The following is a 16,345-nucleotide window of genomic DNA, read 5'->3' on the forward strand; positions in this document are numbered from 1 at the left end:
CCGGGTTTCGCCGCGGCGCCCCGGTTAGCATTGCCGCCATGGAGAATCCGGTCCACGGCATGCTGCACCACGTCGAGCTGTGGGTCCCCGACCTCGGCCGGGCGAAGGGCTCGTTCGGGTGGCTGCTCGGGGAGCTCGGCTACAGCGTCCACCAGGACTGGGACCGCGGGATGAGCTGGCGGCTCGGGGCGACGTACCTGGTGGTCGAGCAGTCGGCGGCCATGAGCGGCGACCGGCACGACCGGTGCGCGCCCGGCTTGAACCACCTCGCGTTCCACGTCGGCACCGCGGCCGAGGTCGAACGCCTGGCGGCCGAAGGCCCCGCCCACGGCTGGACCCTCATGTTCCCCGACCGCCACCCGCACGCGGGCGGCCCGGACCACTACGCGGCCTACCTGGAGGACCGGGACGGCTACGAGGTGGAGCTCGTCGCCGTCACGCCTCCGGATCGTCCATAAGGGCCCTCACCTCCTGCGCGCAGCGGCACGCCGCCGCGAACCTCCCGGCCCAGTCCAGGGCCTCGGCGTGCGAGCCGAGGTCCAGGACCACGAACCCGCCCACGGTCGCCTTCGCCTCCGGCGCAGGCGACTCGGTGACCGAGCCGTCGACCGCCACGACGCTCGCCCCGGGGATCACCCCGCCGCCGGTGACCCACGCCCCGGCCGCCTTGGCCGCGGCGACCACCGCGTGCGCGGCCTCGCCGACCGCAGCGAGGTCGGCCTCCGGAATCACCATCGTCCCCTCGTCGAACGAGATGAAATACCTGGTCATCTCCACTCCTCTCCTCGACTGCCACGATCCTACGAACGGCGACCGACAATCGGGGCCAGACCGAGGCGCCCCCGCGTCGCCGTGACCAGCAACACGGCCACCAGCCCGAAAGCGGCGAGCTGCACCGCCTCGTAGCGGAGATCGTTCGAGACCCCCGGGAACAGCACCGGCAGCAGCGTCACGTTGAAGAACGTGTGCGCCAGGACCGCGAGCGGCCCGCTCCCGCCAGTGCGGTTGTACAGCCACGTGAACGGGAACGCGATCGCGACCGTGAACCCCAGGAACACCAGGTACGGCACCACCGTCGCCCCGAGCCCGCCCCCGGCGTGGTTGTAGCCCTCGATCATGAACAGCGGCAGGTGCCACAGCCCCCACATGACCCCCAGCACCAGCGTCCCGCGCACCGGCCCGAACCGCGCCTGGAGCCGCGGCGTCGCGAAGTTCCGCCACCCCGGCTCCTCCCCCAGCGGCCCGCCCACGACCAGGACCAGCGCGAACGCGAACACCCACGCCGGGACCTCCTCCGGCACCGGCCCGAACGCGGCCGCCGCACCCGGCAGCGGCAGCACGCACAGCATGAGCAGCGCCGGGAGCCCGAGCAGCACCAGCGCGTACCAGCGCCCGCCGACCCGCCAGCGCCACAGGTCCCGCAGCAGCGCCCGCACGCCCTCCCGTCCTTCGGACGCCGCCGTCACGGCGAACGCCGCCGCGAACGGCCCGATGAACGGTGCCGCGAACATCCACGGCACCAGCGGAAGCCGCAGCACGAGGATCACCACGAGCTCGTACGCGAACGACGGGACGAACGAGAGGACGAAGAAGCTGAGCAGCGGCCGGGCGGCGACCGCCCGGACGAGGGGGCCGCGCTCGGCGCGGGCCCGGATCGGGGTGTGGACCATGGTGGTTCTCCTTGACTGCGTTGACGTGCGGTCAAGCGTGGCCGCCGCGGGCCCCTGCCGGGCATCCGTCGGGGGAGGGACCGCGCGCCCCGGAAATCCGTCTTTCGGCAGAGGGCCGGGATCGCCGCGACTGGGTACGGTCGCCGCATGAATCGAGTACGGCGAATCGGCGGCGGCCCGGCCGCCATCGCGGCGGCGGCCGCGTCCCTCCTGGGCACGGCCCTCTACCGGGGGACGCTCACCGGCGCGGCCGGGGCCTGGATGCTCCTGGAGGGCGCGGCGCTCGCAGCCCTGATCGCGCTCGCGGTGCGGCACGCACCGGCGGGCCGCGCCTGGGCCGCCGCGGTGCTCGGCGCCGCCGCCCTTGCGGCGCAGCCGCTCCGGATGCTGAACGGCGCGGGCGCCAGCGCCACGGAGTACGTCTTCTTCATCGCGTTCGGCGCGGTCGTCGGCCTCGCCGCGGCGGGCACCGGGCTCCTCGTGCGGCTGGTGGCGCGCGGCCGGGCGCGTGCCCTGGATGACGTGCGGCGCCGGGAGCGGCTGGCGCTCGCCGCCGGGCTGCACGACCTGGTGGCGCACGACGTCACCGGCATCGTCCTCGACGCCCAGGCCACCCGCGCCGAGGGCGGCGGCGGGGACGCGGCCCTGGAGCGGATCGAGCGGGCCGGGCTGGAGGCGCTCGCGGCGATGGACCGGACCGTGGGGATGCTCCGCGGCGAGGGCACCGGGTCGCCGAGCGCGCGGACCTACGGGGTCGCGGACCTGCCGGAGCTCGCGGACCGGTTCGCCGAGACCGCGCGCGTCCCGGTCCGGTGCGACCTCGATCCCGATGCGGCCGAACGGGTGCCGCGTGAGACGGGCGAGGCGGTGTACCGGCTGGTGGCCGAGGCGCTGACGAACGTCAGGAGGCACGCGCCCGACGCGGCGGGCGTCGCCGTCTCGGTGACGGCCGGGCCCGCGGGCCTGGTGGCGCGCGTGTCCGACACGGGCGCACTGCGATCGGGTCGTTCGCTGCCGCGTTCGGGGGGCCGCGGCGGGACCGGCCTGATCGGCCTGGCCGCGCGGGTCGAGGCGCTGGGCGGCGAGTTCCGCGCGGGCCCGGACGGCGCGGGCTGGCTCGTGGAGGCGACGCTCCCGGTCACCGCGCTGGTGGCCGAGTGAGCATCCGGGTGCTGGTGGCCGACGACCAGGACCGCGTGCGCCGCGGCCTGGCCAGGCTCATCGACGCGCAGCCGAACATGGCGGTCGTCGGCGAGGCCGCCGACGGCGCGCGGGCCGTGTCGCTCGCGCGTTCGCTCCGGCCCGACGTGGCGCTGGTGGACATCCGGATGCCGCGCCTCGACGGCCTCGACGTGACGCGGCTGCTCGCCGCGCCGGACGCCGATCCGCAGGTGCGCGTGGTCATCGTGACGACGTTCGACGCCGACGAGTACGTGCACGCGGCGCTGCGCGCGGGTGCGTGCGGGTTCGTCCTGAAGCGCTCGGGCCCGGCGCTCCTCGCGGAGGCCGTGCGGGCGGCGATGGCCGGGGAATCGCTGATCAGCCCGGCGATCACCGTGAAGCTCCTGCGGCACCTCGCCCCGGAGGCGCACCGCCCGCCGCCGAACCCGCTGACGCCGCGGGAGACCGAGCTCGCGCGCCTGGTCGCCCGCGGGCTCTCGAACGCCGACATCGCCGCGGAGCTGTTCATCTCCGTCGGCACCGTCAAGACGCATCTCGCCAGCATCCAGGCGAAGCTGAACGCCGCCAACCGCGTCGGCATCGCGGCGTGGTGCTGGCAGACGGGACGCGCCGACCCGGTCGCGTGAGGAGCCCGGTCGGGCGCGGCCGGGCGGCGCCCGTCGGGGCCTCAGTGCTTGGAGAGGTCCGCGGCGTCCTCGGGACCGCGCAGCGGCCGGTACTCGCGCTTGCTTTCGAGGATGCCGATCAGTTCTCGCTGCCCGTGGACGGGCTCGGGGTACTCGGTCTCCAGGGGGGTGGTGCCGTCGAAGTCGAAGCGCACGATCCAGATCGGGTACCCGAACCGGTAGCCGGTGGCCTTCGCCAGGGTGCCGTCGTGGCGGAACTCGCGGGTGATCCCGTACAGGTGGTTCCCCTGGTACCACTCCTCCTCGATGAGGTCGCCGTCGGCCGTGACCTGGCCGCTGGGGCCGTCGAGCCAGCCGTCCTTGAAGCTCTGGAACTCGTAGACGCCGTCGTCGAGCTCCTCCCCGGTGAACCCGGTGAACCGCTCCGAGCCGCGCCAGTAGGACTGGTTCCCGTCGATGCGGATCTCCTCGTCGGGCACGGACAGCGCGACGGGGTCGTAACTCGGTCTCATACGGAGAAATCACCGTTCCAGCTCGTGTCCTCGGTGTACCCGCCGGAGCCGTCCGACTTCCAGCCGGCCTTGGAGCCGTGGGTGCCGTCGCACATCTGCGTGCAGTTGCCGCACGAGCGCATGGACTCCTTGGACTTGGGGTTGCCGTTGTGGATCATGAAGTCTTCCATCCACGGCTCGCGGCCGTCAGCGCGGGCGTCCTTGAGCGCCCGGTTCAGCGCCCGGGTCTCCGAGTGCGTGCCGGGCGCGCCGTGCCGGTCCTGGTCGGGGGGCTGGAGTTTCCAGAAGTCGCCGTCCCGGTCCAGGGACTTGTTGTACCGCTCGCGCAGGATCGGGTCGAGCTCGTCGGGGTCCATGTTCCACTTGTCGCGCTTGTTCACGTTGTGGTCGTAGTAGACCCGCCCCGACTCGCGGTCCCACACGGCGGAGACGCACGGCTGCCGCTTCTTGTTGCTCCAGCCGTCGGGGTTCTCGTCGATGTACTCGTTCCAGCGGTCCTTGAGCTTGTCGTGGTCCTTCTTCTTGTCGCCGGTGGAGTCCATCGAGCCCCAGTCCCGGGGCTTGTCCTCGCGCTTGATGTCGTCGATCTTGTTGTCGAGGTTGCGCACGTCCGGATCGGGGTGGTTCGAGCGGCCGCGCGGCTCGGGCGTGCGGAACGTGCCGTCGACGTTGAGCACCTTGTTGACGATCGTGCTCTTGGCCTTCGAGCCCGACTTCGGTCCCTTAGGCGGCATTGAGCACCGCGTTCACGGCCTGGTCGATGACCTGGTCGATGATCATCCCGGCGATCTGCTTGAAGATCGGGATCTGCGCCATCGACGCCCCGAACGTGACCGGCGCCGTCGCGATCGCCCACGCGATCTGCACCGCGAGCACCGCCAACTGGATGATCACCGCGATCTTCAGCGCCAGGATGATCCCGGCGGCGATCGTCAGGCCGATGTTGATCTCGTTCGACGGGTCGCCGACGTCGGCGATGTTCTTCATCGCCGACTCCTCGTCCTCCCAGTGGGCCTGGAAGGCGTCGATGTCGCCGCCGGCGTTGTTCTCGATCAGCGTCCGGGAGGCCGCGCTCAGCGACTCGACCCGGCCGGAGATCTGGTCCGCCATGCCGGTCCACTCGCCGGCGAGGTTGAAGATCTTCTCCTCGTCCGACTCGGGCCACTCGTAGCCGAGCATCCCGAGCAGGGTGATCAACTCGCCGGGCAGTTGCATGCCCATCTGGGGCTCCTTCTCGCCTGGGGTGCTTGCCCGGTCAGGGCTTCATCTCGCCGTGGAGGGTCTTGAACGACTCGGCGACCCTGCCGTCGGCCGCCTCGTGCTCGTCCGCCATCTCGCGGATGTCCTTCGCGTACTCGGTGAGCGCCTCGATGTTGGAGGTGAAGCACTCGGTCGCGGTCGACACGCACTCCTCGTGCGCCGGGCCCGCGAGCGAACCGATCATGTCGCCGCCGAAACCGTCCGTGAACTGCTCCAGGGCGCTCGTGAACTGGTCGAGGAGCGACTGGATGTCGTCGCGGGCCGCCTCGATCTCGTCGGCCGACTTCCGCATCGTCTCGGGGTCGATGTTCAGACCGGTCATGCTCGCCTGCCTCTGCTGATTCGGTCCATGAGATCACCGATCTCACCGCGCATCTGCGCGAACTGCTGAAGGGAGGCGTCCTGGATGCGCGCCATCCGCTCGTTCATCTCGGCCTGGTCGGGCACGGGACCGGTGTACGTCGTCTCCTCCGCGTGCCGGTCGAGCGCCTCGTTCGCGGCCCGCTTCAGCTCCTCGACGAGCACGTCGGGCCCGTCCTTCAGCGCACTGAGCGTCATCTTGATCCGCTCGAACCGCCCGTCGGCGCCCAGCGTCACCTTGATGCGCCCCTCGGCCGCCTCGGCCGTGATCGGCTCAGCCTGCGCCCCAGTACCACCGGGACCCCCGGCCACCGCATCGCGCGCCTGCGACAGCTGCTGCGCCACCAGATCTTCTCCGAACATCCGGACCTCCTATTCGGGCACGATACCGGAGAAAACCGAACGATACTCAACGGGTGCTCGCCCCGTCCAGCCCAGGATCAACCGACCCCCGGACGGTAGGGTGCTGGGCATGCGTTTGGTTGTGGCCCGGTGTTCGGTCGATTACACGGGGCGGTTGTCCGCCCATCTGCCCATGGCTCCCCGGCTGATCATGCTGAAGGCGGACGGGAGTGTGCTGGTGCATGCCGACGGGGGGTCGTACAAGCCGTTGAACTGGATGACGCCGCCGTGCACAGTGGTGGAGGGGGCGACGGAGTGGACGGTCACTTCGAAGAAGACCGGGGACCAGCTGAAGATCTCGATCGAGGAAGTGCTGCACGACTCCAGCCATGAGCTGGGGGTGGACCCCGGGCTCCAGAAGGACGGGGTCGAGGCGCACCTCCAGGAGCTGCTGGCGGCGGACACGGCGCCGCTGGGGAAGGGGTGGAGCCTGGTGCGGCGGGAGTACCCGACCGCGATCGGGCCCGTGGACCTCATGTGCCGCAACGCGGACGGGAAGCACGTGGCCGTGGAGATCAAGCGGCAGGGCGGGATCGACGGCGTCGAGCAGCTCACCCGCTACCTGGAGCTGCTCAACCGCGACCCGCTGCTCGCACCCGTCGACGGCGTCTTCGCCGCGCAGGCCATCAAGCCGCAGGCCCGGGTCCTCGCCGAGGACCGCGGCATCCGCTGCGTCGTCCTGGACTACGACGACCTCCGCGGCGCCGTGGACGAGAGCCAGCCGCGCCTGTTCTGAGGCATAAGGAAAGGGCCGCAGCGAGACCGCTGCGGCCCTGAGTCGTTCACCTTGGGGGGCTTCAGGTTAGCCCAGGTCCATGGTGTCGTCCCAGATCTGCTGGCACTCCTCCTCGGAGAGCAGACCGTCGGCGGTGCAGTCCTCCATGTAGGAGTCGTACTCGCCGTCGACGTATTCGGAGGCGGCGTTGAAGACCACGACGTTCATGACGATCGCGGCGCCGATGGCGAGGATGCTGAGGATCAGGCCGGTGGCGCCGGTCCCCTTGCCCTTGCCGGCGCGCTTGCCGGCGACGACCAGCGCGACGATGGCGAAGATGATGCCGATGACGGCGATGACGATGCTGACGACGTTGACGATCGGGATCCAGGCGCCGGCGATCGCGACGATGCCCAGGACAAGAGCGGTCACGCCGAAGCCGTTGCCCTGCTTCACGGGGGCGGGCTGAGGGACGGGCGCCGGGGCAGGCGGGTAAGCCACGAGGGAACTCCAAATGTTCTCGTTCTTGGGATGGGCGGAACTGCGGTGAGTCTAAGGGGTCGGTGCAAGTCGGGGGCATTCGGTAACCGGGGTATAGCAGAGATACTACGCACTTCGGCCATATACACCAGGGCGATCACTGTCAGTGATCGTCCTGTGTGTATTCGGCGACTTGAACGTCTTATTCAACTCTCCGCAGTCTGATGATAGCGGAGTCCCAGTCCGCAGGGGTCCACCGCAGGGGCAGTCCCAGTGCGTTGAGCGCCGCGCCCCAATGGGTCTCGCCGGTGTCCTCGTCGATCCACCGCGAATCGGACGGGACGCCCGCGGGCCGCAGCGGCGCGAGCGGGCGGTTGCAGTGCCACGGGGTCTTGAACGCCAGCACCGCGATCCGGTCGCCGAGCACGTACTGGACGCCCGTCAGCGCGGTGGCCTCCGGGTCCCCGAGCCGGTACTGCGCGCCGTGCTGCACGACCGGCCGCAGCTCCTTGTACAGCGCGATGTGCGCGGCGGCCTCGTCGAGTTCGGCCTCCGACCACTCCGAGAGGTCCCCGCCCACGGCGAGCACCCCGGCGCTCGCGACCTGGAAGCGGAAGCGGAGGGAAGTGGTGCGGTGGTTGAAGCCGCTGGGTTCGTCGGTGATCCAAGCGCCCATGGCCCGCGCCGGGTACGCCTGGCTGAAGCCGTACTGGATGTTGACGCGGTCGCCCGCGTCGGTGTTGTCCGAGGTCCAGACCTGGTCGACGTAGCGGAGGATGCCCGGGTCGACGCGGGCGGCGCCCCCGGCGCAGCCCTCGATGCGCACGCCCGGGTGGGCGCGGCGCAGGCGGTCCTTGAGGTCGTAGACGGCCTGCACGTGCTCGAAGTATGCGCGGTCGGGGTCGTCGGAACCGGGGCGGCCGACCTCGGTGAGGGGCCGGTTGTGGTCCCACTTGACGTAGTCGATCGGGTTCTCGCCCAGGAGCTTGTCGAGCCAGGTGAACGCCCATTCGGCGACTTCGGGGCGGCCGTAGTCGAGGACCATCTGCTGGCGCAGCTCGGTCCGGTCGCGGCCGGCCTGGTGCAGGACCCAGTCGGGGTGGGCGCGGTGGAGGTCGGAGTCGGCGTTGACCATCTCGGGCTCGACCCAGATGCCGAACTTCATGCCCGCCTTGTGGACGGCGTCGGCGAGGGGCGTGAGGCCCTGGGGGAACCGCTCGGGGTTGTGCCACCAGTCGCCGAGGCCGGCGTTGTCGGTGGTGCGGCGCCCGAACCAGCCGTCGTCCACGACGAACTGCTCGCAGCCGATGCGCGCGGCGAGGTCAACGAGCGGGAGCTGCTTCTCCTCGGAGACCTCGAAGAACACGGCCTCCCAGGAGTTGAAGAGGACGGGCGCGTCCTCGTCGGCGGTGGGCATGACGTGGCGTCGCAGGTGCTCGTGCCAGGCGCGGGAGGCCCCGCCGAAGCCCTCGCCGCTGAACAGCCCGGAGTAGACCGGGGTCGTCCAGGTCTCGCCCTCGCGCAGGGTCCAGCGCAGGCCCTCCTGCCCGGCGCCGCCGGTGACGGAGACGCGGCCCTGCGCGGAGCGGCGCAGCTGGACGCGCCAGGACCCGGACCACGCGAGGTTCGCGGAGTACACGGTCCCGGTGGTCTCGGTGGCGGTGCCGTCGTCGAGGGCGATCCAGGGGTTGGCCTGGTGGCTGGTGTTGCCGCGGCGCGAGCCGAGGACGATCTCGCCGACGGGAAGGTCGACGCGCCGCAGCTGCCACTCCCCGGCCCACTCGCCGGAGAGGTGGGAGAGCCGGTAGCCGTCCCAGTGCGGGAGCGTCCAGGCCGCGGAGTCGAAGCGCGAGACCTCGACCGGCGCGCCGGCCTCGATCGCGGCCCACCGGTCGAGGACCCCGGTGTCCCACAGGCGGTAGTGGAGGGTGAGGACGAGGTCCCGGTCGGTGAAGGAGATCGCGAGGTGGTCCCCCTCGATCGAGTGATCGCGGTAGTTCCACGCGAAGCCCTTGGCGCCGTCGGGGTGCCGCAGCTGGAGGGACGGGGTCGCGAACTGGGGTCCGAGCTCGCCGAGGAGTTCGGCGCCGGTGTGGAGGCGGTCGTCGAAGGAGTATGCCTCGTTCCACTCCTGCACCAGGGACGGGACGGCCCCGTCGGGGATCGCCGGGCCCCAGTACAGCTGGCGGGGCAGTCCGTCGCCTAGGCCGACGACGTAGGACAGGCCGGCCCCGGACAGGTGCCAGGTGCGGGCGGCTTCGTCGAAGCGGATGGACATGCGGGCTCCTCTGCGGTCGGATCGGCACCAGTCTGCACGGCCCGCACACCGACGGCAAGCGGTATCCCCGCCCGTGGGCGGGGGACGTTGCCCGATCCTTCACCCGGCCGCAACGCCCGCGTCACCGCGCGCGGCCCGCCGCAGGGGTGAACGGGCACGTGGGAGGGGCGTGCAAGACTATTGGCATGCTTCACGCGGTGGTCCCCGCAGGCGGTTCCGGAACCCGGCTCTGGCCCCTGTCTCGCGCGCAACGACCCAAGTTCCTGCTGCCTCTCACGGGCACCGACTCGTCGCTGCTCCAGTCGACCGTCGAGCGGGTGCGGCTGCTGTCGCGGCCCGACCACGTCTACGTCGTCACCGGCGCCGCGCACGCGGTCGACGTGGCCCGCCAGCTCCCCGAGGTGCCCGGCGACAACATCCTCGTCGAGCCCTCCCCCAGGGACTCCGCCGCCGCGATCAGCCTGGCCGCGGCCGTCATCGCCGAGCGGGAGCCGACCGCGGTCATGGGCGCGTTCGCCGCCGACCACCTGGTGCCCGACGGCGAGGCGTTCGCCAAGACCGTCGAGCGCGCGATGGAGCTGGCCGCCACGGGCCTGCTCATGACCATCGGCATCAACCCGACCGGCCCCGACACCGGCATGGGCTACCTGCGCATCGGCGCGCCCGTGGGCCCGGGGTACCAGCTCGAAGCGTTCGTGGAGAAGCCCGACCAGGTCTCCGCGGTCGAGTACGTCTCCTCCGGGAACTACCTGTGGAACGCCGGGATGTTCGTGTGGCGCGTGGACGTGTTCCTCGCCGAGCTCGCCCGCCACCGCCCGGCCCTGCACGACGCGGTGCGCACCCTCGCGAAGGCGTGGGACTCCACGGGCCGCGAGGCGCTGTTCTCGCAGCTGTGGCCGACGCTGGAGAAGATCTCGATCGACTACGCCGTCATGGAGCCCGCGGCCGCGGCCGGGCGCGTCGGCGTCGTCCCCGGCGACTTCGACTGGCACGACGTGGGCGACTACAACACGCTCGGGCAGGTCCTCAAGGCCGCCGACAAGGTCGGCAACGTTGTGGTGGAGCCGCGCGGCTCCGGCGAGGCGCTGCTGACGGAGTCGAAGCGGAACGTCGTCGTCCCCGCGGCCGGGCGCCTCGTCGCCACCGTCGGCGTGGACGACCTCATCATCGTGGACACGCCCGACGCGCTCCTGGTGTGCCCCAGGGACCGCGCGCAGGAAGTGAAGGGACTGGTCGAGGAGTTGAAGCAGTCGCAGAGGGACGACCTGATCTGATGCCGACCCTGCAGCTCGCGACGCGCACCCGCACCGCCGTCGCCGCCGTCCTCCTCGCGTGCGCCGTCCTCGTCATCCTGGTCGCCCTGTCCCAGTGGCTGTTCGGCGCCGGGCTCGACCCGCGCGACGACACCATGAGCCGCGCCGCCGGGATCGGCTTCACCGACGAGGCCCGCGGCACGCTCTTCTCCGTCCTGCCCGTGGCGCTGCCGCTGCTCGCGGTCCTCCTGGCGCCCCCGACGAAACCCGGACGGGTGATCGGACGCCTGACCCGTCTCGTCTACGCCGCCTACATCGTTATCGGAGTGCTGCTGGCTTTGACGGCGGCACGGTACGGATTCGACGAGGCCGGGCAACTGGCGAAGGAAGGACAGGTCTTCATCGACACGAGGGCGACGGTCGAAAGGCTGCTGCTCGACGTCGTGTGGCTCGTGCTGGCCGCCATCGGCCTCGCATTCGCACAGAAGGCCGGAAAAGGCGAGCGAACCTCCACTGCGGAGCCTGTCAAGTAAGGTCCCCCGCAAGCGTGAGTCTGAGGGGTCCTTCCATCGTTCGGATCACTGTGCGCTATCGTCTGATATCGAACCGTTATCGAATAGCGATGAGCACTCATCGTCCATAGAGATGAGTCAGGCGGTGCGGCCCCATCTTCAGGCCGCCCGCGGGGCATCGGAACCTATTGCAGGACTTGACCACACCAGCGGGCGACCGGCGCGCCCGCCGCAGGCCCGTACGCGTTTCAGGGGAGGGGACGCGTGCACGCCTCAAGTCCGCATTCCGGTGCCGTGCAAGTGATTGCAAGGGGGGAGCACCGGATTCCGGTGCGCGAACGAGGAGGCGGACGTATATGGACGGCCGTGACTACTTGGCCGACCTGTTGGGTAACGTTCCGGAGTGGCAGGTTCGCGCATTGTGCGCGCAGACCGACCCGGAGGCGTTCTTCCCCGAAAAAGGGGGCTCCACACGCGATGCGAAACGCATCTGCGCGCGGTGCGAGGTCAAAGAGAACTGTCTGAACTACGCACTCGACCACGACGAGCGATTCGGCATCTGGGGCGGGCTCTCGGAGCGGGAGCGCCGCAAGATCAAACGCCAGGCCCGGGAGGCGGCGCGCCGCAGGCACGAACGACTGCCGGTGGTGGTGTGCATGCCGACCCCGATGATCAACCCCGCGCTCGCGTCGGAGTTCGCCTTCACGGCCGAGGCTCCGCACGCGGAGCCCGTCCTGCTGGGCGGCTGCCGCAGCGAGGCGCTGATGGACGAACTGGTCGGACCTCGCCGAGGCGAGCCGGCCGCACCGCGGGCAACGGAGCCCGCGCCCGAACCCCGCGTGCCGGTGGCGGCGTAAGGGACATCCCTACGAGCGGATGGAGGGGCGGGACGAATCGGTTCCGCCCCTTCGCCGCTCCCGGCGGAACATGAAACCGGATATTCCCGATATGTCCGCCCGGGGGACCCCTTGTTTTCAGTGTATGCCGCAGGTCCGACATTCCCACTCGAACAAGGCATGAGCACCGCTCAGAACTCCAGGTCCTCCGGCGGGAGGTTCAGCAGCGACGCGAGCTGCTCCACCAGGACCGAGCGCACCAGCGACTCCATGTCCGCCTTGCCCTCGCCCCGCAGCTCGATCGGCCTGCGGTACAGGACGATCCGCGGCGAGGCCGCCGCGGTCCCCGGCTGGGCCGGGTACAGCTTCGAGAGGGGCACGCCCCGGTCCTCGACGATGTCCGCGTCGTACGACTGCGGCTCCGGCGGGACCTCGTCCACCGCGAACTCGATGTGGCGCAGGTCGGTGAACTTCGCGCCCAGCGTCTCCGAGAGGCGCCGCTCGATCGTCACCACCGATTCCATGACCAGCGCGTCGAACTCCTCCACCGGGGTGCGCCGCAGCGGCAGCGAGCCGGGCGCCAGCGGGCCCCGCATCCCCCGTCCGTGTCGATCTCTGCGCATGGGGCCACCTTAGCGTCCGGGTCGGACGAAACCGGCCCCCGCGAGCCCCCGCGGCGCGAATCCATCCGCGGCCACAGGTCAGCAACACCGACTTCGACACCGCGAGTGGTAGTTTCGTGGGGTGAGGTCGGATCGGCGTTGCTCCCGGAACGGCTGCCGCCAGCCTGCGGTGGCCACTTTGACATATATCTACTCGGATTCGACGGCTGTGGTCGGCCCGCTCTCCACGACGAGAGAACCCCACAGCTACGACCTGTGTGATGCGCACGCCCGGCGCCTCACCGTGCCCCACGGCTGGGAGCTCGTCAGGCACCAGGGCGACTACGCCGTGCCCATGCCCACCGACGACGACCTGGTCGCACTGGCCAACGCCGTGCGCGAGGCCGCGGTCGGCGAGCGCCACGAGGACCCGGGCGAGCCCGACGACGCCGCGACGCTCGCGAGCCGCCGCCTGGCCGAGGCCGAACCGGCTCCGCGCCAGGGCTTCCGCCCCGCGAACCCCGGATTCGGTGCCCGGCGTCACCTCCGGGTGGTGTCCGGCGATGAGGACATGCAGGGTTAGTCTCGTGTGCGGGGGCGGCCCCTCCGCAGCGGCGCGGCGGGTCCGCGGAGGCTCCCTCCCCCGATCGGCCCCGCATGCACACCCGAAAGGCGGCAGCAGCCCGTGGCTCCCAAGCTCACTGAATTCGTGAAGGCCTACGACGTCCGCGGACTCGTCGGCTCGCAGCTCACGTCCTCTGTCTTCGAGGCGATCGGCGCGGCCGCCGTCGCCGTCACCGGGGAGAAAACCTGGGCCGTCGGCCACGACATGCGCGACTCGGGCCCCGGCTTCGCCGAAGCCTTCGCGCGCGGCGCCACCCGCGCCGGCGCCGACGTCCTCGACGCCGGGCTGTGCTCCACCGACATGCTCTACTTCATCGCAGGGCTCCGGAACGTCGCCGGCGCGATGTTCACCGCCAGCCACAACCCCGCCGAGTACAACGGCCTCAAGATGTGCCTGCCCGCCGCGCGGCCCATCGGCCTCGACACCGGACTCGCCGACATCCGCGACAAGGCCCAGGCGATCCTCGACGGCGAGCCCGCCCCCGAGGCCGAGAAGCCCGGCACCGTCACGCACGAGGACTTCCTCGCCGCGTACGCCGAGCACCTGCGCGGCCTGGTCGACCTCTCCCAGATCCGCCCGCTCAAGATCGTCGTCGACGCGGGCAACGGCATGGGCGGGTACACCGTCCCCGCCGTCCTCGGCGACCGCCTGCTCCCCGGTCTCCCCCTGGAGATCGACCCGCTCTACTTCGAGCTCGACGGGTCCTTCCCCAACCACGAGGCCAACCCGCTCGAACCGGCGAACATCGTGGACCTCCAGGCCCGCGTCAAAGAGGTCGGGGCCGACCTCGGCCTGGCCTTCGACGGCGACGCCGACCGCTGCTTCGTCGTGGACGCCGACGGCGAGCCCGTCACCCCCTCCGCAATCACCGCGCTCATCGCCACCCGCGAACTCGCCAAGCACCCCGGCTCCGCGGTGTGCCACAACCTGATCACCTCGAAGGCCGTCCCCGAGATCATCGGCGAGCACGGCGGCCGCCCCCTGCGCACCCGCGTCGGCCACTCCTACATCAAGGCCGTCATGGCCGAGGAGGACGCGGTCTTCGGCGGCGAGCACTCCGGGCACTACTACTTCAAGGACTTCTGGTTCGCCGACACCGGCATGCTCGCGGCCATGCACGTCCTCGCCGCCGTCGGCGGCTCGGACCAGACGCTCGCCGAACTGTCGAAGGACTACGTGCGCTACACCGCCTCCGGCGAGATCAACTCCAAGGTGGACGACCCGCACGCGAAGATCGAAGAGGTCGCCGCCCACTTCGACGCCGAAGACGGCGTCACCACCGACCGCCTCGACGGCCTGACCGTCTCCTTCGCAGACGGCTCCTGGGCCAACCTGCGCCCCTCCAACACCGAACCGCTGCTGCGGCTGAACGCCGAAGGCCCCGACACGGCCTCGATGGAACGGCTGCGCGACGACATCCTCCGCATCGTAAGGAAATAGGCCATGCCCGCCACCGCGCCCAAACCAGTGCTCCTCGAACTGCTGCGCTGCCCCGAACCGCACCACGCCCCGCTCGCCTACGACCGCGAGGAGAACGCCCTGCGGTGCTCCGAGTGCGCGAAGGTCTTCCGCGTCGAGGACGGCATCCCCGTGATGCTCCTCGACGGCGCCACCGAGTAGGGCCGCCGAGCAGGGCACTTCGAGCAGCGCCGAGGGCGCGGCGGGCATCCCCCGAGCGATCCCACCCGGCAACCCGAACGCGACGGCCGCGACAGGCCAAGGAGGAACAGCATGGGTCTTGAGGACGACGGCATCGCCGGCATCACCGGCGACCGGCTCCCTGACGAACGGCGCATCGAAGGCGACCTGAGCGACGCGATCCGCCCCGGCGGGGCCCTCTGGGCGCTCGCCTCGGCCGGGCCGCAGCTGCGCGAGTCGGCGGCGCTGGCCGCCGACGCCGGGCTGGCCGCCCTCGCCGAGGAGGGCCGCCCCCGCGCGGTCGTCGTCGCGGGCGTCGGCACCGCGGCCCGCACCGGCGACATCCTCGCCACGGTCGCCGGGCCCCGCTGCCCGGTCCCGATCCTCGGGCACCGCTCCGCGGGCGTCCCCGGCTGGGTCGGCGCCGCCGACGTCGTCATCGCCGTGTCCGCGTCCGGCCGCAGCCCCGAGGCCCTCGCGGCCGCCGAGGCCGCCGCCCGGCGCGGCGCCCGCCTCGTCGCGATCGGCGCCCCCGACTCCGAACTCCAGTCGCTCGCCGAGCGCGCCCGCGCCTCGTTCGTCGCGGTCCCGCGCCGCGCCCCCGCCAGGCTCAGCCTGTGGGCGCTCACCGTGCCGGTCCTCATGGCCGCCAGGGAGCTCGGGCTCGTGAACCTCGTGGAGGCGGACATCGCCGAGACCGCGCGTCGCCTCGACGAGGACGCCGAGCGGTGCCGCCCCGACGCGGACGCGTACGTCAACCCGGCGAAGGAGCTGGCGATGAACCTCGCCGGGTCCATCCCCGTGGTGTGGGGCTCCAGCCCGCTCGCGGGCGTCGCGGCCCGCCGCTTCGGCGACATGCTCGCCGCGAACTCCCGCTACCCGGTGGTCTCCGGCGAGCTGGGCGAGGTCGGCCGCGGCCGCGTCGGCCTCCTCGACGGCGTGTTCGGGTCGCTCGCCGAGGGCCAGAAGGACATCTTCGCGGACCCCGACGACACCGACGAGCTGACGCGGCTGCGGATCGTGCTCATGCGCGACGACGGCCTCGACGGCGACGACACCAACCCGAAGCCCGACACGCGCCGCGCCGACGCCGTGGCCGACCTGGCCGGGCGCCGCGGCGTCCGCTGCGACGTGCTCCCCGCCGAGGGCGGCTGCGCGCTGGAGCGGCTCGCGTCGCTCATCGCCGTGCCCGACTTCGCGTCGGTGTACCTGGCGCTCGCGCACGGCCTCGACCCGATGCGCGTCCCCGCGGTCTCGGAGATGAAGGACTTCACGCTCGGCAGCGAGTGACCGAGGCGTCGCGGGCCGCGGACGGTGTCGCCGTCCGCGGCCCGCGCCGTGCAGGTGCCCCGCGTCATCCGCGCGAGGGCTCGGGCTACGGTACGCAAGGGCCC

At 71.5% G+C, this 16,345-nt stretch carries 20 protein-coding genes and 1 pseudogene; 11 read left to right on the forward strand and 10 right to left on the reverse strand.

The window, feature by feature from the left end:
• Nucleotides 1-38 precede the first annotated feature (38 nt).
• Complete coding sequence (locus tag AB0A65_RS02130; RefSeq protein ID WP_359944797.1) at nt 39-458, forward strand: VOC family protein; 420 nt, start codon at nt 39-41, stop codon at nt 456-458.
• On the opposite strand, the gene AB0A65_RS02135 is transcribed toward AB0A65_RS02130, so the two are convergent.
• Both AB0A65_RS02135 and AB0A65_RS02140 read right to left on the reverse strand, forming a co-directional pair.
• Nucleotides 436-771, reverse strand: a complete 336-nt coding sequence (locus AB0A65_RS02135) for a hypothetical protein (protein WP_359944800.1) — start codon at nt 769-771, stop codon at nt 436-438. The two genes, AB0A65_RS02130 and AB0A65_RS02135, sit on opposite strands and share 23 nt — an antisense overlap.
• Before the next feature lie 29 nt (nt 772-800).
• Nucleotides 801-1,670: a CPBP family intramembrane glutamic endopeptidase gene (locus AB0A65_RS02140; protein ID WP_359944803.1), complete on the reverse strand. Its 870-nt coding sequence runs from the start codon at nt 1,668-1,670 to the stop codon at nt 801-803.
• 147 nt (nt 1,671-1,817) lie between these two features.
• Between AB0A65_RS02140 and AB0A65_RS02145 the strand changes: the two genes are divergently transcribed.
• On the forward strand, nt 1,818-2,831 hold the full coding sequence (locus tag AB0A65_RS02145; protein WP_359944806.1) for a histidine kinase: 1,014 nt from the start codon (nt 1,818-1,820) through the stop codon (nt 2,829-2,831).
• Entirely contained in the window at nt 2,828-3,478 is a 651-nt protein-coding gene (locus AB0A65_RS02150; RefSeq protein ID WP_359944809.1) for a response regulator transcription factor, read from the forward strand. The genes AB0A65_RS02145 and AB0A65_RS02150 overlap by 4 nt, the downstream gene beginning before the upstream one ends.
• Before the next feature lie 41 nt (nt 3,479-3,519).
• On the opposite strand, the gene AB0A65_RS02155 is transcribed toward AB0A65_RS02150, so the two are convergent.
• Genes AB0A65_RS02155 through AB0A65_RS02175 form a run of 5 tightly spaced genes read right to left on the reverse strand, consistent with a single transcriptional unit; the run spans nt 3,520 to nt 5,955 of the window.
• The gene (locus tag AB0A65_RS02155) at nt 3,520-3,990 is read right to left on the reverse strand and encodes a hypothetical protein (protein WP_359944812.1); all 471 of its coding nucleotides are present in this window, start codon (nt 3,988-3,990) and stop codon (nt 3,520-3,522) included.
• On the reverse strand, nt 3,987-4,724 hold the full coding sequence (locus tag AB0A65_RS02160) for a hypothetical protein (RefSeq protein ID WP_359944815.1): 738 nt from the start codon (nt 4,722-4,724) through the stop codon (nt 3,987-3,989). Before AB0A65_RS02160 ends, AB0A65_RS02155 begins: the two co-directional genes overlap by 4 nt.
• Nucleotides 4,714-5,211, reverse strand: a complete 498-nt coding sequence (locus AB0A65_RS02165) for a hypothetical protein (RefSeq protein WP_359944818.1) — start codon at nt 5,209-5,211, stop codon at nt 4,714-4,716. The genes AB0A65_RS02160 and AB0A65_RS02165 overlap by 11 nt, the downstream gene beginning before the upstream one ends.
• A gap of 34 nt (nt 5,212-5,245) precedes the next feature.
• Nucleotides 5,246-5,572: a type VII secretion target gene (locus tag AB0A65_RS02170; protein WP_359944821.1), complete on the reverse strand. Its 327-nt coding sequence runs from the start codon at nt 5,570-5,572 to the stop codon at nt 5,246-5,248.
• Nucleotides 5,569-5,955, reverse strand: a complete 387-nt coding sequence (locus tag AB0A65_RS02175; protein WP_359944824.1) for a hypothetical protein — start codon at nt 5,953-5,955, stop codon at nt 5,569-5,571. The genes AB0A65_RS02170 and AB0A65_RS02175 overlap by 4 nt, the downstream gene beginning before the upstream one ends.
• Before the next feature lie 127 nt (nt 5,956-6,082).
• On the opposite strand from AB0A65_RS02175, the gene nucS reads away from it, so the two are divergent.
• On the forward strand, nt 6,083-6,748 hold the full coding sequence (gene nucS / locus AB0A65_RS02180) for an endonuclease NucS (RefSeq protein ID WP_359944827.1): 666 nt from the start codon (nt 6,083-6,085) through the stop codon (nt 6,746-6,748).
• A gap of 66 nt (nt 6,749-6,814) precedes the next feature.
• Here nucS and AB0A65_RS02185 read toward each other — a convergent pair whose 3' ends face one another.
• Together AB0A65_RS02185 and AB0A65_RS02190 are read right to left on the reverse strand one after the other, a co-directional pair.
• Nucleotides 6,815-7,228, reverse strand: coding sequence for a hypothetical protein (locus AB0A65_RS02185; RefSeq protein ID WP_359944830.1), 414 nt, complete (start codon nt 7,226-7,228; stop codon nt 6,815-6,817).
• A 181-nt stretch (nt 7,229-7,409) separates the two neighbouring features.
• Entirely contained in the window at nt 7,410-9,485 is a 2,076-nt protein-coding gene (locus AB0A65_RS02190) for an alpha-galactosidase (protein ID WP_359944833.1), read from the reverse strand.
• Between the two features lie 185 nt (nt 9,486-9,670).
• On the opposite strand from AB0A65_RS02190, the gene AB0A65_RS02195 reads away from it, so the two are divergent.
• The 3 genes and pseudogenes from AB0A65_RS02195 to AB0A65_RS02205 all read left to right on the forward strand — a co-directional run.
• A complete protein-coding gene (locus AB0A65_RS02195) occupies nt 9,671-10,759 on the forward strand; it encodes a sugar phosphate nucleotidyltransferase (RefSeq protein ID WP_359944836.1) in 1,089 nt (362 codons plus the stop codon).
• Nucleotides 10,759-11,271: a hypothetical protein gene (locus AB0A65_RS02200; protein ID WP_359944839.1), complete on the forward strand. Its 513-nt coding sequence runs from the start codon at nt 10,759-10,761 to the stop codon at nt 11,269-11,271. Before AB0A65_RS02195 ends, AB0A65_RS02200 begins: the two co-directional genes overlap by 1 nt.
• Nucleotides 11,272-11,606: 335 nt before the next feature.
• A pseudogene (locus tag AB0A65_RS02205) lies at nt 11,607-11,858 on the forward strand (WhiB family transcriptional regulator); the annotation flags it as partial.
• Between the two features lie 419 nt (nt 11,859-12,277).
• Here the strand turns inward: AB0A65_RS02205 and AB0A65_RS02210 are convergent.
• On the reverse strand, nt 12,278-12,709 hold the full coding sequence (locus AB0A65_RS02210) for a metallopeptidase family protein (protein ID WP_359944842.1): 432 nt from the start codon (nt 12,707-12,709) through the stop codon (nt 12,278-12,280).
• Between the two features lie 121 nt (nt 12,710-12,830).
• Between AB0A65_RS02210 and AB0A65_RS02215 the strand changes: the two genes are divergently transcribed.
• The 4 genes from AB0A65_RS02215 (at nt 12,831) to AB0A65_RS02230 (ending at nt 16,241) form a co-directional block, all read left to right on the forward strand.
• Nucleotides 12,831-13,271, forward strand: coding sequence for a DUF3499 domain-containing protein (locus tag AB0A65_RS02215; protein WP_359944845.1), 441 nt, complete (start codon nt 12,831-12,833; stop codon nt 13,269-13,271).
• Between the two features lie 102 nt (nt 13,272-13,373).
• A complete protein-coding gene (locus AB0A65_RS02220) occupies nt 13,374-14,753 on the forward strand; it encodes a phosphomannomutase/phosphoglucomutase (protein WP_359944847.1) in 1,380 nt (459 codons plus the stop codon).
• A gap of 3 nt (nt 14,754-14,756) precedes the next feature.
• Entirely contained in the window at nt 14,757-14,933 is a 177-nt protein-coding gene (locus AB0A65_RS02225) for a Trm112 family protein (RefSeq protein ID WP_359944850.1), read from the forward strand.
• A gap of 111 nt (nt 14,934-15,044) precedes the next feature.
• On the forward strand, nt 15,045-16,241 hold the full coding sequence (locus tag AB0A65_RS02230; protein ID WP_359944853.1) for an SIS domain-containing protein: 1,197 nt from the start codon (nt 15,045-15,047) through the stop codon (nt 16,239-16,241).
• Nucleotides 16,242-16,345 lie beyond the last annotated feature (104 nt).

Source organism: Glycomyces sp. NPDC047010, from assembly GCF_040644205.1.
Classification (GTDB): domain Bacteria; phylum Actinomycetota; class Actinomycetes; order Mycobacteriales; family Micromonosporaceae; genus Glycomyces.